The organism is Pseudoxanthomonas sp. LARHCG66, from assembly GCF_052871755.1.
The window spans coordinates 84132-99893 of the sequence record NZ_JBIXJW010000006.1; the positions used below are offsets into that span (position 1 = coordinate 84132).

The following is a 15762-nucleotide window of genomic DNA, read 5'->3' on the forward strand; positions in this document are numbered from 1 at the left end:
GGAGTGGAGCATGGGCGGCGAACGGCATCCTGATGGTGTAAGCACGGTACCGGCGACGGCATCGGATCTGGCGACGTTCCCGGACGCCAGCAGGCAACTCGCGAGCTTCTCGGCGCCGTTGCTCCGCGACGGCGATGCGCCCGACCATCGGCTGTTCGTCGCTGCCTTCGACGGCACCGGCAACAGCATGTACAAGGATGCGCCGGAGAACCACACCAACGTGGCCCGCATCGCGAAACAGCTTGAGCAGGCAAAGGATGCGGCGATCGGCTTCGGATACGTCGAAGGCCCGGGTACGCAGGGCGGACTGGGCGGTGTCATCGACCAGGCAACCGGCGGCACTTACGAAGCCCGCATGGAGGAAATGTACTTCCAGTTCATCCAGCAGGCCTCGGCGTGGCTGCGGGACAATCCCGGTGCCGACATCCGCATCGCCGCCATCGGATTCAGCCGTGGTGCCGAGCAGGCGGCGGGCTTCACGCGCCTGGTTGAGGAGCGGGGCATCCAGGATCCGAGGGGCATGGACGTCGTGCGCGATCTCAACGGTCACATCGAGCGGCTGCAACCCACGCGCCCCAACCTGCGCGAACCCGGCACCGTCATCCAGGCCGTCGGCCTGTTCGATCCGGTTGGCACGGGCGAGCCGCGCGACCATGATCGCCGCCTGCCGCCGTCCGTGGTGTCGGGCTTCCAGATCACGGCCGACGACGAGCGGCGCAATTTGTTCCAGTCCACGCGTGTGATGGATCCCGGGGTGACCGACGGTGGGCGCTTCCTCAACGTCACCGTGGCAGGTGCGCACAGCGACATCGGCGGCGGCTATTCCCAGGACGGCATTGGCATCCGCAGCGGCAACCTGATGATCGATTACCTCAACGCACTCAGCGACACGCCCTATCTGGAGAAGCGCGAGGAGCCGACCGATCCGGCGCGCAACGTCATCCATCGCTCCGAAGAGCACCAGTTCTTCTATCGCACCTCGATCTACGACAAGGCGGGCGCGCGCGGCATGCAGGAGGAACTCGCGCCTGGAGCCCTGTGCAGGATCGACTGCCTGGATGCGCAGCCACGCAACGAAGCGCTGGCGCGCGAACTGGCCTGGCGACCAGTCGAGATCGGCCCGGTGCCGCAGACCCGTTCGGACACCGCAGTGCCTGCCCGTGCAGGCGACATGGTCGGACCGTTGCTCGACGCGGCGAAGCGCGGGGATGGCGCGGCGATCGAACGCATCTCACGCGAGGGACTGCAAGGGGCAGCCGGGCAGGCCTGGCTGCAGGCCGGCCGGCAGCAGCTGGAGGCCGCCTCTCTCGTGCAGGCGCCCGCCATCGAGCGGGCGCAGGAGCCGGCGCTGGCGCGTTGAGGTCCGCTTCGCAATGCCGTGACCGCGTGCGCTTGTCCCTTACCGTGCCGCTGCGCTTTAATCCGCGCGGGGACACGTGATGCCACGGGAGGCGTCCATGGAGTGGGGAGTACGCGGTGCGGGCATCCTGCTGGGGTGTCTGCTGGCGCCCTTGGCGCATGCGCAGGTCGAGCTTGAGCCGTTCCTGAAAAAGGACGTGCTGGAAACCCTGAAGATCTCGCCGACGGGCGAGTACTACGCGATGACGGTGCCGCTGGAGGACCAGACCATCCTGGCCGTCATCCGGCGCAGCGACAAACAGGTCACCTCCAAGGTCAGTGCCGGCCGTGACAGTGTGATCAATGGCGTGTGGTGGGTCAGCGACGAGCGCGTCGTCGTCTCGGTGGCGAAGAAGTACGGCTCGCGCGACCAGCCGTATGCGACCGGCGAGCTGTACGCGACCAACGCCGACGGCAGCGCGCGGCGCCAGATCTTCGCGCGCTACGGGCTGGAGGGCACGGAACTGCAGCCGCGGGCCGCCTATCTGATCGACACCTTGCCGGATCAGTCGCGCAAGGTGCTGGTGGGCATGTACGCGCTGGACACCTCGTCCCCGAGCACGCGGGTGGAAATGCTCGATGTCTTCAGTGGCGACCTCGACACGGTGGCGACCGCGCCCGTGCGGAACGCGCGCTTCGTCGTCGACCCTGCCCGCCGGGTGCGGTTCGCGATCGGGTCCGGCGACGACAACATCAGCAAGCTCTACCATCGGGCGGACGATGATTCGCCGTGGACGCTGGTGAACGATGAAGGCAAGAGCGGGCGCGTGGAGTGGCCGCTCGGTCTCTCCACCGACGGGCGCACTGCTTACCTGCAGGTGCAACAGGCGCAGGGGCCCGATGCCATCGTGGCGCTGGACACCACCAACGGTGGACGCACCCAGGTGATGCGCGACGCGGTGGTCGATCCGCACGACATCATCTATGCGGACGATGGACGCACGCCGGTCGGCAGTTTCTTCATGCACGAGAAGCTGCGCACCGCGTTCTTCGACGAGACCTCCACCACCGCGCGCCTGTACCGCAAGCTGGAGCGCTCGTTCCCCGGCGCGTCGATCGAGATCACGTCGGGCACGCGCGATGGCCGGCTGAAGATCGTCCATGCATGGAGCGATACCAGTCCGGGCGACTTCTTCCTTTTCGATACGACGAACAACTCGGCGAACCTGGTCTTCAGCCGGCGCAGCTGGCTGGATCCCGCGAACGTGGCGCCGAGTGAACTGGTGACACTCCGGGCGCGTGACGGACTCCCCCTGCATGGCTACCTCACCCGGCCGCGCGGGCAGCACGCCGTGCCGTTGCCGCTGGTGGTGATGCCGCATGGCGGTCCGTTCGGCGTCTTCGACGGCTGGGAGTTCAACGACGAGGCGGAGATGCTGGCGCGTGCGGGCTATGCGGTGCTGCGACTGAACTATCGCGGCTCCGGCAACTACGGCAGCGCGTTCCAGCAGGCCGGCGCGCGGCAGTGGGGGCGCACCATGCAGGACGACGTCACCGATGCCACGCGGTGGGCGATCGAACAGAAGATCGCCGACCCGCAGCGCATCTGCCTGTACGGCGCCAGCTATGGCGGTTACGCGGCCCTGATGGGCGTGGCGAAAGAGCCGGACCTCTACCGCTGCGCCGCCGGCTACGTCGGCGTCTACGACCTGGAGCTGATGCACAAGCAGAAGTCGCGCAGCGCGCGCTGGATGGGCACCTACATGGACGACTGGGTGGGTGACGACCGTGCGCGTCTGGTGGACGTCTCACCCACCGCGCTGGCATCGCGCATCCGGGTGCCGGTCTTCCTGGCGGCGGGCGGCAAGGACGAAATCGCGCCGCAGGCCCACAGCGAGCGCATGGAGAAAGCGCTCAAGGCCGCAGGGGTGCCGGTGGAAACCCTGTACGTGCGCACCGAAGGCCACGGCTTCTACGCCGAAGCCAACCAGCGTACCTACTACACGAGGCTGCTGGACTTCCTTTCGCGCCACCTGGGCGGCGCGAAGGCGAAGTAGGCGCGGGTCAGGCGCCCACGCGCCGGCGTACCGCATCGAAGTCGCGCACCGGCCGCACCTCGATGCTGCCGGTGCCGATCCACGGGAATTCCTGCGCGATCTTCACCGCTTCATCGATGCTGTCGGCTTCGATGAGGTTGTAGCCACCCAGGATCTCCTTCGTCTCGGCGAAGGGGCCGTCGACGATGCTGGTCTTGCCATCGCGCACGCGCACCGTGCGCGCGGTGCTCCCGTGTTCCAGCTGTTGCGATTCCACCAGCGTGCCCTGCGCCTTCAACTCGTCGGCGTGGGTGATGCAGCCATGCATCATCTGGTCGAACGCGCCGGCGGGCAGCGCATCGAGCAACTGGTCATCCGTGTAGACCATCAACAGGAACTTCATGCGCCCTCCCGGCGTGCCATGCAGGCCGGGATTGTGCCACGGTGCGCCGACCGGCGACGTTCAAGCCGCGCGCGGCGGCGTCGCCACGTTCATTCGCCGGCGGGCGAACGGAACCATGCCTCCACCGTGCCCTTGACCTTCATTGTCATCGGGTTGCCGCGGCGGTCCTTCGACTTGCCCACGGGGACACGCACCCAGCCTTCGCTGATGCAGTACTCCTCCACGTTGTCGCGTTCCACGCCGTTGAAGCGGATGCCGACGCCGCGATCCATCGCCTCGGCGTTGTAGAACGGGCTGCGCGGGTCGGAGGCCAGGTGGTCGGGAGGCGTGTCGGACATGGGAATGCGTCGTGCGGATGGGAGGCGGAAGGATAACCGAAGCGCGGCGGCTACCAGACCACGCGGTTGCGGCTGCAGATGAGCGTGGCCTGCAGGGTCAGCCTTCCGGATCGCGGGTCGGCGCGCAGCTGCCCGGGATGCGGGACGGCAGGAGCATGGAACGCGGCGCCGTCGTGGAAGACCAGCCGGTTCCATTTCGCCGGCACGGTGAGCACATGGGTGAACCACGCATTCGAGCCATCCGGATAGCCCGCCGGCAGGGCGTATCGCTGCGAGAATTCCTCCGGTGGCAATGCATCGGCATCGTGCTCCATCTGCTCCACCTGCTGCGGCGAGATGCGTGGCAGGAAGAACTGCAGGCCACCCAGCCCGGGGTCCTGGAAGAGGAACAGTTCGGCCATGGCGGCGCACTGGTCCGCTTCGAACGTACGCACGCGCCGGGGGATCCAGTGCGTCGGGGGAAGCGTGGCCGGCGGCGACGTCAGCAATGACAGCCGGCCCGCGCTGAACAGCACGCGGCGTGCGCCGAGCGCGCGGCGCGCGTGCTCGCGGAACACGTCGTGCAGCAGGTGGATGAATTCCTCCGGCATGCGCAGCTGCGCACCAGGAAACACGGATGCCGGTGCCGGCTGGAAATCCTCGCGGTAGGCCTCCGCGTAGGCGGGCAGGCGGTCCGGTGCGAGCAATGCATCGTCGATGACCACGCAGGCATGGCCGTGGCCGATCGCCAACCGCTGCACCACGGGACGGGGGTTGAACATGGCGCGGCCTCCCCGGCAGGCCGGCGTGCGGGCCGGCTCCGCCACGATAGACCCTGGCCGTGCCGGTGACAAAAACGCCGGGGCGGCCCACCACGGCCGCGCCCGGCGGTGCCGCCGTCGAGGAATTACGGCATCAGCACCTTGTCGACCACGTGGATCACGCCGTTGGTGGCCTTCAGGTCGGCGGTCGTGACCTTGGCCGTGTTGCCCTTCGCATCGGTGAGGGTGACGCCGCCGTCGGCCAACTGCGCCTTCAGTTCGCCGCCCTGCACGGTCTTCAGCGTGGCGGTGCCGCCGCCCGCTTCGATCTGCTGCGTCAGCGCGGCGGCATCCACATTGCCGGCCACCACGTGGTAGGTCAGCACGGTGGTGAGGTCGCCCTTGCTTTCGGGCTTCAGCAGGGTGTCGACGGTGCCTGCGGGCAGCGCGTCGAAGGCGGCATTGACGGGGGCGAAGACCGTGAACGGACCCGCGCCCTTCAGCGTGTCGACCAGGCCCGCCGCCTGCACCGCGCTGACCAGCGTGCTGTGGTCGGGCGAACCGATGGCGAGATCCACCACATCGTTCTGTTCGGCAGCGGGCGCGGCCATATCGGCCGTCACGTCCGCAGCGGCTTCGGGTACCGGCATCGGCGCGGCACCTGCTTCGGCATCGGCGGTCTTCGGCGAACAGGCCGTGGCGGCGAGAGTGGCCGTCAGGACGACGGACAGGAAGGTGTACTTCATGATGTGCTCCAGGAGTGGGAAGAGGTGTCCTGCGTTGCGGACACGCAGTTCCTTACGACGCGCTCACCCGACTGGATGCATCACGCGGTCTTAATGTCCTGCACGGTGCGGCACCGCTTCCCCGGACGCGGCCGGCGCGGCATGCTGTGCACCAACTTCCCTCATCCGACGCCGATGTCATCGCCCGACCACGAATTCGACCCCGACGACAACTTCCGCCATGCCTTCGATGACGAGGACGACATGGACCTGGACGACACCGAAGCACTGGTGTGGAACCTGCTGGTCCTGATCAACCCTGGCGACGAGGAAACCGCATTGCGGCAGTTCGCGGCCTACCGCGAAGCGGGTGGCGACGAAGGCGTCGAACCCGACCAGGTGTTGTGGACGCTGAAGGACGCCATCGACTGGACCTCCGGTTTCTACGTGGACTGGAAGGATGCGGAGTCCTTCATCGACTGCGTCAACCAGCTCGCCGCGCGTTACGCCATCGAGATCGACTGGGGCGGCGACACCAGCGACGAGGACTTCCTGGACGATACCGACGTGCCCGCGCTCATGGCCACCGCCCACGACCGCCTGCGCGAGCACGGCTACACCTTGTGGAACTGGAACACCGGCGGGGATGCGTACGCGGGCTGGATGGCACTGCGCCGCGACGACGAAGGCATGCAGCAACTGGCCGCGGTGATGGGGGTCGAGATCCGCCCGGGCAGCGACGCGTTCTGAGCCATCGTTGACCATGGCCACGACGGCGCGCGGGTTAGACTGCGGCCGTCGTCGCCGGCCATCGGGGCCGGCTCCACCTTGAAGCGAGCGCCATGTTGCCTGGAGCGATCATGCCCGTGATGCGCCTGTTGCTGGCTTGCCTGTGCTGCCTGCTGCCGGCGTTCGCGGCTGCGCAGGATGCGACCACCCTGCTGTCCCCCGCCAAGCCCAAGGCGCCGGAGGCCATCGCACTGGCCGACATTCCGGGGCGCGCCGATGCGGACGAACGTTACGCAGAAGAAGTGACGCTGCGCGCAGCCAACGTGGATCCGCTGGGCCGGCTGGTGCCGCGGCTGGCCGCGATCGAGCAGTCCGTGGACCAGAAGACCCGCCTGTTCCGTTATGGCGAGTTGCGCACGCTGCCGGTGCTGCGACTGGAAAGCATGGAGCGGCACTGGAAGTTCGATGCGCGGCAATACGCGCGCTGGCGTGCCGACATGCAGGCGCTGGTCGGGCCTTATGCGCAGGACGCCTCGGAGCTTGCGCTGCGGCGCGCGGACTGGGACCTCACGCGCGAGGCGATGGCGCCCGGGAGCACGCCGGAGGCCCTGCGCATGCGCGTCGACGCCGTCGCCGATCGCCTGCAGCAGGCCGAGCAGTCGCTTTCTTCGCCGCTCGCCGAGCAGATCGGATTGGGTCGTCGCGCCAACCTGCTGGCTGCGCGCATCCAGTCCGGCCAGAGGTCGGTCGAAGAAGCCATCGCGTATGCGGACCGTCGGCTGTTGCGGCTCGATGCGCCGCCGCTGTGGCGCGTGCAAGGCACCACGACGCTGCGCCAGGACGTGACGGACAAGCTCGGCCGCGACATCCAGTCGGAAAACAGCTTCGTCGCCCAGTACGCGGCGGCGGACGTGGGCAACCAGCGGCTGCTGCACATCCTGCAGGTGCTGCTGCTGGTCGTGCTGCTGTGGGTGGCGTGGCGCCATCGTCGCGAGGGCGTGGACCCGACGTCGGTCCTGGCGACCGATGCCGAGTCGCGCGTGATCCGCCGGCCGTTCTCCACCTGGCTGCTGCTCTCGATGATCGGCACGCTGCTGCTGGAGCCAAACGCGCCGCTGTTCCTGCACCAGATCGCCATGCTCGTCGCCCTGGTGCCGGTGCTGCGCCTGATGCCGCAGCAGGGACGGCGCCTGCTCGGCCCGTGGCCGTACCTGGCCACCGGGTTCTATCTGTTGCAGCGGCTGTCCGTACTGCTGATGGCCAGCGACTATCTCTACCGCATGTACTACCTGGGGCTGGCGGCATTGGCGCTGCTGGCGACGGGGTGGCTGCTATGGCGTTCCCGCGGGCAGCAGTTCGCGGGGGTGGCGGGACGGGCGGGTCGGCTGGTGCATGCGCTGGCCTGGGTTGGCGTGGTGGTGCTGGTCGTCTCGATCGGGGCCAACGTGCTGGGCAATGTGTCGCTGGCGGAAATGCTGGCCTCGGGCATCATCGAGAGCGGCTACTTCGCCCTGGTGCTGTACGCGGCGGTCACGGTGTTCGAGACGTTGCTGCGCCGGCTGGGTACGCGCCGCGAGGTCAGGCGGCTGTGGCTGATGCGCCGGCATGGCGGCAACGTGCTGGAATCGCTGGCACGGTGGGCGCGCGTGGCGGCGGTGATTGGCTGGATCATCTACACGATGAACCGCTTCCGCATCTTCCGGCCGGTATACGACCTGACGAAGACGATCGTGACGCACCGGTTCGAGTACGGCGAGCTGTCGATCAGCCTCGGCCACATACTGGTGTTCTGCATCGGCGTGGTGCTGGCGGTCTGGACCGCGAGAACGCTGCGCGCCCTGCTGCGGGAAGAAGTGCTGCCGCGCATGTCGTTGCCACGCGGCGTGGACAACAGCGTGGCTTCGCTGAGCTACTACGCGCTGCTGCTGCTCGGCCTGCTGGCGGCGCTCTCGGCGGCCGGTTTCAAGATGGGTCAGCTGGCGTTCCTGTTCGGTGCGCTCGGCGTGGGCATCGGACTGGGCCTGCAGGACGTGGTGAAGAACTTCGTCTCCGGCCTGATCCTCATGTTCGAGCGCCCGGTACAGCCGGGCGACGTGGTGGACATCAGCGGCACGGCGGGCCGCGTGCGCAACATCGGCATGCGCGCGACCACGGTGCGCACCTTCGATGGCGCCGACGTGGTGGTTCCCAACGGCATGCTGTTGTCCGACAAGCTGACCAACTGGACATTGAACGACCCCACCCGGCGCATCGACATCGACCTGGGCGTCGCCTACGGAACGGATGTCACGCGGGTGGTGCAGCTGTTGCAGGAAACCACGCGCGCGACGCAGGGCATCGCGGACGATCCCGCACCCGCCGTGCTGTTCACCGGGTTCGGTACCAGTTCGCTGGACTTCGCGATCCGGGCATGGACACACGACTTCGACAACTGGTCGACCCTCCGCAGCGAGTTGATGACGCGCCTGCACGCCGCGCTGGAAGCGGCGGGTATCGAGATCCCCTTCCCGCAGCAGGACCTGCACCTGCGCACGGTGGCGGATGACGTGCTGCAGTCGCTGGGGCGTCCCGGCCGCGGCCCGGAACAGGGCGATCACGACGCGCGCTGAGTGTCGTCAGAGCGTTTGCAGGAACTCGGTGATCGCCTCGAGTTCGGTCTTGTGCAGATCCAGGGGCTTGAGCAGGGGATCGGTCTGCGGGAACAACGGGTCGTCCTGCTGGTCAGGCTTGCGCGCGGGCCGTGGCATGCCGACGTTGTACATGTTCACCACGCCGCGCAACTCCATGAAGCCGCCGCTGTGCATGTAGGGGCCCGTCTTCCCCACGCCACGCAAAGTCGGTGTGCGGAACTTGCCGCTGTCGGCGGGATCACCGGTCACCCGGTAGCGCCCCAGATCCTCTTTCGGACGACCACGGAAGTGCAGTCCGAGATTGTGGAAGCGGTTGTCCGTCAGTGCAGGGCCACTGTGGCAGTTCATGCATCGTGCCTGGGTGCGGAACAGATGCAGTCCCCACAGCTGCTGGTCCGTCAGCACGTCCCGCCTACCTTCCAGGAAGCGGTCGAAGCGGTTGAAGCGGGGCACCAGGCTGCGCTGGTAGCTGGCCAGTGCCTGTGCCACCCGAGGCATGGTGACCTTCCTTTCGCCGAACACGCGCGCGAACGCGGCGGGGTAGTCGGTTTCCCGGTTGAGACGCTTCTCCAGTTCGCGGGGGGCGAAGGCCATCTCCGCGGAATCCTGGATCGGGTGCAGTGCCTGCGCCTCCAGCGTTGCTGCGCGACCATCCCAGAACAGCGGGGTGGAGAGGGCGGCCATCGACACGTTCATCGCGTTGCGTTTTCCCGCCTGCCGATCGTGCCCGAACGACACGCTGCGTCCATCGCCCCAGCCCAGTTGCCGGTCGTGGCAGCTCGCGCATGCGATCTGTCCGCTGCGCGAGAGGCGCGGGTCTTCGAACAGCTGCTTGCCCAGCGCGATCTTGTCCGGCGTCTGCGGGTTGTCCGCAGGCGCCGGCGGCATGTCAGGCAGTGGCGCGAGCTCCTGCCACGACGCCCCTGCGTCGACCGTGGGGGCAGGCCATTCGTTGATCGGCAGTGCGTAGACGCGGCGCAAGCAATCGGTGTCGATGCGGGGTGTGCTGGTGGCGATGCGCTGGCGGCATTCGGCGAGGCTCTGTTGTGGTGGAGCCGGGGGGGACTCGATATGGGTCTGCGCCATCCCTACGCCAACCAGTGTGCCGGGCAACGACAGGAACAACAGGGCAGGGAAGGCGCGACGTGCAAAGCGCATGACTAGAACCTGTAGCCCAGCTCGAGCCAGTAGCTGCGGCCGGGTTCGTAGTAGACCGCGGTGCCGGTGCGATAGGCATTCGAACGATTCAGTACGTTCATGGCCTCGACGCGCGCGTAGACTTCCCGGTCGCGCGGTAGTGCGACCGTGTACTCGACCGTGCTGTCCCAGGTCCAGGTCGCCGGCAGATCGATGTCCTCGATCACGTCGATGGATCGTCCTTCGTGCACCTCCGTGCCGACGGTCGTCGTGGTCCGATTGCCTGCTCGATACCGGAGGAAGTTGCTCCACAGCAGTCCCGGCTTCTCCCAGCGTGTCTGCGTGGAGAGCCTGGCGGTCCACGGCCGGTTGTAACTGGAAGGCGGCAGATCATGGCGCCGGATCAGCGCACCGTTGTACCGCACCCATTGGTTGTAGCTGGTGGCGGTCACATCGGTCATGTAGTCGCCGTAGTTTCGCTTGGTTTCGGTCTTGTCGGTCGCCAGCTGTATCTGGGTGTGGGCCCCGAACGCCTCCCAGGGGCGGACCAGGCCGACGGCCAAGGTGTAGATGTCACTACTGCTGCGTCCGCCGTTGAAGTACTCGTACACATCGGAAGCGTAGTAGCCGCTGCCGTCCTCGCTGGGAACTTCCCGCCGCAGGGCTTCGTCGCGGCCTTCGCGCCGTACGTACTTCACGTTGATGTCCAGGTTCGACCAGCGCTGGTTCCAGCCGGTCATCAGTTCGTCACTGTAAGGAATGTCCAGTGCTTCGAAACGGTTGGCGGCGGTGTAGCGGCGGGACACCCGCCAGGGCTGGGCCGCCGAGGAGCGTGTGTAGGCCGTCTGCAGGTTCTCGCGCCCCTCTCGCAGCTTGTAGGAGAACAGGCTACGGCCGTAGTAGCGATTCGCGCCGGCGGTCAGCAGGGACAACTGGTTGCCGAACACGTCCCATGACAGGGCCAGGCGTGGCGCCAGCGTCTTCTGGTCCATGAGGTCATCGCCATCCAGCCGCAGGCCGGGACGGATGCTCCATCGCCCCAGCCGGATGTCGTCCTGCACGAACAGAGCCCATTGCGCCATCGCGACTTCGAAGTAGCCGGCGCTGTAGATGTTGCGTGTGCGGAAGAACTGGCCGCGACCGGCGACAACCCCATTGGTGACGCTGGTGAACACGGGCGACAGCGAGCATGAGACGCTGTCTTCCACTCCAGCCGGCCCAAGGCAGGACGTGGTCGTGCCAGGTGAGAGGTAGCTGTCGTGGTCGTTGAGGCGATGGTATGTGGCCCGACGGTCCGCGTACTCGACACCCGCCTGTATACGGTGCTCAGCGTCGCCCCAGCGGAACGGCGCACGATCGGCGACCAGCTTGTAGCCGATGTCGCGCGATGTCTGGTCGACGTTGCCCCAGTTGCCTTCTTGACTGTTGTTGTTCACACCCCAGTCGTAGGCCTCGGAACGCGCCCATGTCTTCCAGTACTCGACGCCGGACTGCCCGCGTCGGGAGCTCTCCACATCGCTGTACGACAGCGTATTGCCAACCGTCCAGGCGCCCACGTCGAAGGCGGCGCGTACGCTGGCAACGGGCCCGCCCTGTTTGATGTCGAACCAGGAGTTCTTGGTATTGATGGTGAAGTAGCGCTCATCGGTGGGCGCATGGGTGACGCTCGCCCAAAGACGGACGCCGCCGAGGTCGATATCCCCACGGAGACTGGCGCTCGTGTTCTCCCGTCGCTGTTCCTTGATGAAGGCGTCGTCCGGGCTGGTCCTGTTGTCGGTATAGCCGCGCAGCGGGATATCCGATCGCGTGCGAGTGAAGGTGCCGATCAAGCCCAGGCCATTGTCCAGCCGACCCTCCAGCATCAGGCCGACCTTGTACTTGTCGTAGACGGGCTGATTGGAGTACTGCGCGGACTCGAGGAAATCCTGCCGGTCGCCGGGATCGATGATCATCTCGTTCCATGTCGACCGCGACATGCGGAAGTTCAGCTTGCCCCCGAAGCGATCCCCCGCCTGGCGACTGCGGGCATCCACGACGCCGCCGTTGAAGCCGCCGAAGTTCGCCGGGACATTGCTGTCGAAGACCGTCAGGCTGCCGATCAGGTCCGTGTCCAGCGCGATACCCTGCGCGACGGAAGGGACTTCCGCCACCACATGCGGGTTGCTGGATTGGGGATCGATGTCATTGTTGAAACTGGCACCATCCAGCTGCAGCAGGTTCTGGTAGTACTGTCCACCGTTGATGCTGATGTTGGCCGGCCGGATCTCACCCATGCGGTTGGATGACATCGCCGCCGAGTCGTCGAACTGCACATTCGGATTGATCCGCAGCAACGTGCCGATGTCGCCGTTGCCTTTTGCCTGGTCCTGGATGTAGCGCTCGTTGAGCACCATGCCTTCCTGATAAGGGAACAGGCGCTGGCCCACGACTTTCAGCGTGTCCAGGGTGGTGGGCTTGAGGTACTCCGGCGTGGTCGCCAGCGGTGCGGCGGCGGGAGCGGGAGTATCGGAAGGTGCGGTCTCGGCCGCGTGCGCGCCGGCGGACAACGCCGACAGGATCGCCAGGGTCAAAGGTTTCATCGAGTTCTCGGAGCGGGTGGGGGCCCGAAGGGCGCATTCCGCTGGCGGTGAGAACTTCGACGAAGCGACTCGGTGCTGGCTGATCGGCGCGGATTGTGCGCGCTCCGTTCAGCTGCGTCAACGCCACGAGGTCGCATCGCATGTCGAAATCCCGGTGCGCAGATCGTCGCGTCTGCAACTATCCGGGAGTCCGACAATGCCGCGTCCCTTCGATGTCCAGCGAATCGATCATCTCGTCCTGCGCGTGAGCGACCTCGCGCGCAGCATCGCGTTCTACCGCGACGTCCTGGGCTGCGACATGGAACGGCAACGTGAGCACCTGGGGCTGGCGCACCTGCGCGCGGGTGCATCGATGATCGATCTGGTGAGCGTGGACGGAAAGCTGGGTGCGCGCGGCGGCGCGTCGGCTGGCCGCGAAGGGCGCAACGTCGATCATCTCTGCCTGCGCATCGAACCGTTCGATGAGGCCGCACTGGTCGAACACCTTGCGCGCTTCGGTATCACGCCCACCGGGCCGGCGGACACCAACTTCGGCGCGGAAGGCGAGGGACCGTCGCTCTATTTCAACGATCCCGACGGAAACACGCTGGAGCTGAAAGGCCCGGCAATCGTGCGGGAAGGAGACGCATGACCGCCGTAATCGTGGTGGGCGGTCAGATGCGAGCGCCGCCCCTGCCGGGATCACGGATGCGTGTCAGGGGCGTGCGGACGCCACGGCGACGTGCGTTGCGGGTGGAGGCGCGATGCTGGCCGTGCGTTCCGGCATCGCGGTATCCGCGTCCGGCAGCGGCGCGCCGGGTGTCAGCATTCCGCCTTCGCCCTGCATCGCCTGCTCCGCCGCCTTCGTCATCACCACGATGCTGATGCGGCGGTTGATCGGGTTCTGCGGGTTCTGCTTGTCGAACAGCACGGACGACGACAGTCCGACCACGCGCGACACCTTGTCCTCGTGCATGCCGCCGGCCACCAGCGCGCGCCGCGCGGCATTGGCACGCTCGGCGCTGAGCTCCCAGTTGGTGTAACCGCGATTGGACGTGTACTGCGTGGTATCGGTGTGCCCGGTGATGCTGACGTGGTTCGGCACCTGGTTGATGAAGCCGGCCAGCTCGGCCAGGATCGTCTGCGTGTAGGACTTCAGCACCGTGCCGCCGAGGTCGAACATCGGCCGGTTCTGCTGGTCGACGATCTGGATGCGCAGGCCTTCGGGCGTCAGGTCCAGCAGCAACTGGTCCTTGAACGGTTCCAGTGCCTGGCTCTTGCCGATCGCTTCCTCCAGCGCCTGCATCAGGGTTTCCAGGCGCTGCTTTTCCTGCGCCTTCTGCTGCTCTTCGGCCGCCTGCTGCGCATCGCCGGGTGGCTTGGCGAACGGGTTGTCGTTCTCGCCCTTGGGCAGGTCCATCGTGCCGCCCAGCTTGATCATCGACGTGCTGGCGCCCCCGGGACCGGCGGGGCCGGGCGCGGGCGAAAAGCTCTTGCCGCTCAGCGGGCTGGGGTTCCGGAAGTATTCCGAGATCGCCGCGCGCTCCTTGTTGGTGGTGGCGCCCATCAGCCACATCACCAGGAAGAACGCCATCATCGCAGTCACGAAGTCCGCGTAGGCGACCTTCCACGAGCCGCCGTGATGGCCGCCACCGGCGACCTTCTTGATGCGGCGGACGATGATGGTGGGGCGTTGCTCGCTCATCGCCGTGGCTTACTTGTTGGCCTTGAGGTGCGCTTCGAATTCGACGAACGGCGGGCGCACGTCGGATGGCAGCGTCTTGCGGGCGAATTCCAGTGCCACGGCCGGGTTGTAGCCGCGCAGGCACGCCAGCAGCGCGGTCTTCACCGATTCGTACATGCGGCTGTCCTGCTCGACCTGGGCCTCGATGGCGGCGGCGAGCGGCGAGACGAAGCCGTAGGCGAGCAGGATGCCGAGGAAGGTGCCGACCAGTGCCGCCGCGACATGTGCGCCGACCGCGGCGATGTCGCCGCCGATCGAACCCATCGTCACGATGATGCCCAGCACCGCCGCCACGATGCCGAAACCGGGCAGGCCGTCGGACATCTTCTGCAGTGCGTGCGCCGGTGCCATCGCCTCGTGGTGGTGCTTTTCCAGCTCCAGCTCCAGCAGCGGTTCCAGCTCGTGCGGCTCGATGTTGCTGCCCACCATCAGGCGCAGGCATTCGGTCAGGAAGTCGAGCAGGTGGTGGTCGGCGAGGATCTTCGGGTACTTCTGGAACAGCGGGCTGTTGGTCGGGTTCTCGATGTGCTCTTCCAGCGACATGAAGCCGTCGCGGCGCGCCTTGTTGAGCATCTCGTGGATCAGCGTCAGCACGTCCAGGTAGTCGGCCGACTTGTACTTCGCGCCCTTGAACACCGACAGGGTGGCCGCGATCGTGCCCTTGACCACCTTGGTCGGATTGCTGGCCATGAAGGCGCCCAGGGCCGCGCCGCCGATGATGACCAGCTCGAACGGCTGCCACAGGGCGCCCAGCTTGCCGTGCGAGCCGAGGTAGCCACCGATCACGCTCAGGGTGACGATGATGAAGCCGACGATGATGAGCATGGCGGGGCGCGCACACGGTGGGGTTGTCCAAGGATCGGCCTGGCCACCGGTTTCTTGAGCCGCGACCGCCTGTCGGCCGGCGCACGGGAATGACCTTCGGCAGGGTTGACTACAGTTGTCGTCACGGGCATGTTGACGACAACTGTAGTCACAAGGCGATCCCATGCCCGGCAAGGCCCGCAAGTCCATCGGCGACCAGGAGCTGGCGCTGCTGCAATACCTGTCCGACCACGGCGAGGCCAGCGTGGGCGAAGTGGCGGCCGCGTTCGGCGAGACCCGCGGCCTGGCCCGCTCCACGGTGCTCACGATGATGGAGCGCCTGCGTGCCAAGGCCTACCTGCGACGCCGCCAGGTGGAGGGCGTGTACCGGTACGCGCCGGTCGCGCAGTCCAATGAAGTGATGCGCCATGCGGTCGGCAGTTTCGTCGAGAAGACGCTGCAGGGCTCGCTGTCGCCGTTGGTGGCGTGGATGTCCCAGCGCACCGAGGTGAGCGACGACGAACTGGCGGAACTGGAGGCGATGGTCGCGAGCCTGCAGTCCCGGCGGAAGGAGGGCTGA

At 66.9% G+C, this 15762-nt stretch carries 14 protein-coding genes; 6 read left to right on the plus strand and 8 right to left on the minus strand.

Annotated elements, in window-relative coordinates:
• The first annotated feature begins 10 nt into the window (after window positions 1–10).
• Window positions 11–1360, plus strand: coding sequence for a T6SS phospholipase effector Tle1-like catalytic domain-containing protein (locus ACIPRS_RS16475; RefSeq protein ID WP_446539335.1), 1350 nt, complete (start codon window positions 11–13; stop codon window positions 1358–1360).
• 97 nt (window positions 1361–1457) lie between these two features.
• The gene (locus ACIPRS_RS16480; RefSeq protein WP_446539336.1) at window positions 1458–3395 is read left to right on the plus strand and encodes an alpha/beta hydrolase family protein; all 1938 of its coding nucleotides are present in this window, start codon (window positions 1458–1460) and stop codon (window positions 3393–3395) included.
• A gap of 7 nt (window positions 3396–3402) precedes the next feature.
• Here the strand turns inward: ACIPRS_RS16480 and ACIPRS_RS16485 are convergent, their stop codons facing one another.
• From ACIPRS_RS16485 to ACIPRS_RS16500, 4 genes are all read right to left on the minus strand, one after another.
• Window positions 3403–3777: a YciI family protein gene (locus ACIPRS_RS16485; RefSeq protein ID WP_337732637.1), complete on the minus strand. Its 375-nt coding sequence runs from the start codon at window positions 3775–3777 to the stop codon at window positions 3403–3405.
• Window positions 3778–3866: 89 nt separating this feature from the next.
• Entirely contained in the window at window positions 3867–4115 is a 249-nt protein-coding gene (locus tag ACIPRS_RS16490; protein ID WP_142125999.1) for a DUF3297 family protein, read from the minus strand.
• Window positions 4116–4165: 50 nt separating this feature from the next.
• Window positions 4166–4876 carry a DUF6445 family protein gene (locus ACIPRS_RS16495; RefSeq protein ID WP_446539337.1) on the minus strand — a complete coding sequence of 237 codons (711 nt, stop codon included), beginning with the start codon at window positions 4874–4876 and terminating at the stop codon, window positions 4166–4168.
• Between the two features lie 125 nt (window positions 4877–5001).
• A complete protein-coding gene (locus ACIPRS_RS16500) occupies window positions 5002–5601 on the minus strand; it encodes a fasciclin domain-containing protein (RefSeq protein ID WP_446539338.1) in 600 nt (199 codons plus the stop codon).
• Window positions 5602–5775: 174 nt separating this feature from the next.
• Between ACIPRS_RS16500 and ACIPRS_RS16505 the strand changes: the two genes are divergently transcribed.
• Window positions 5776–6330 (plus strand): DUF6630 family protein, encoded by a 555-nt coding sequence (locus tag ACIPRS_RS16505; protein ID WP_337732633.1) that lies wholly within the window; start codon window positions 5776–5778, stop codon window positions 6328–6330.
• 110 nt (window positions 6331–6440) lie between these two features.
• Window positions 6441–8918: a mechanosensitive ion channel family protein gene (locus ACIPRS_RS16510; RefSeq protein WP_446539339.1), complete on the plus strand. Its 2478-nt coding sequence runs from the start codon at window positions 6441–6443 to the stop codon at window positions 8916–8918.
• Between the two features lie 6 nt (window positions 8919–8924).
• Here the strand turns inward: ACIPRS_RS16510 and ACIPRS_RS16515 are convergent, their stop codons facing one another.
• Window positions 8925–10097 (minus strand): cytochrome-c peroxidase, encoded by a 1173-nt coding sequence (locus ACIPRS_RS16515; protein ID WP_446539340.1) that lies wholly within the window; start codon window positions 10095–10097, stop codon window positions 8925–8927.
• Window positions 10098–10099: 2 nt separating this feature from the next.
• Window positions 10100–12655, minus strand: coding sequence for a hypothetical protein (locus ACIPRS_RS16520; RefSeq protein WP_446539341.1), 2556 nt, complete (start codon window positions 12653–12655; stop codon window positions 10100–10102).
• 196 nt (window positions 12656–12851) lie between these two features.
• On the opposite strand from ACIPRS_RS16520, the gene ACIPRS_RS16525 reads away from it, so the two are divergent.
• Window positions 12852–13286 carry a VOC family protein gene (locus ACIPRS_RS16525; RefSeq protein WP_446539342.1) on the plus strand — a complete coding sequence of 145 codons (435 nt, stop codon included), beginning with the start codon at window positions 12852–12854 and terminating at the stop codon, window positions 13284–13286.
• Between the two features lie 63 nt (window positions 13287–13349).
• On the opposite strand, the gene motB is transcribed toward ACIPRS_RS16525, so the two are convergent.
• The gene (gene motB, locus ACIPRS_RS16530) at window positions 13350–14339 is read right to left on the minus strand and encodes a flagellar motor protein MotB (RefSeq protein ID WP_446539343.1); all 990 of its coding nucleotides are present in this window, start codon (window positions 14337–14339) and stop codon (window positions 13350–13352) included.
• Window positions 14340–14348: 9 nt separating this feature from the next.
• Complete coding sequence (motA, locus tag ACIPRS_RS16535; RefSeq protein WP_337732627.1) at window positions 14349–15203, minus strand: flagellar motor stator protein MotA; 855 nt, start codon at window positions 15201–15203, stop codon at window positions 14349–14351.
• A 163-nt stretch (window positions 15204–15366) separates the two neighbouring features.
• On the opposite strand from motA, the gene ACIPRS_RS16540 reads away from it, so the two are divergent.
• Window positions 15367–15762: a BlaI/MecI/CopY family transcriptional regulator gene (locus tag ACIPRS_RS16540; protein WP_337732626.1), complete on the plus strand. Its 396-nt coding sequence runs from the start codon at window positions 15367–15369 to the stop codon at window positions 15760–15762.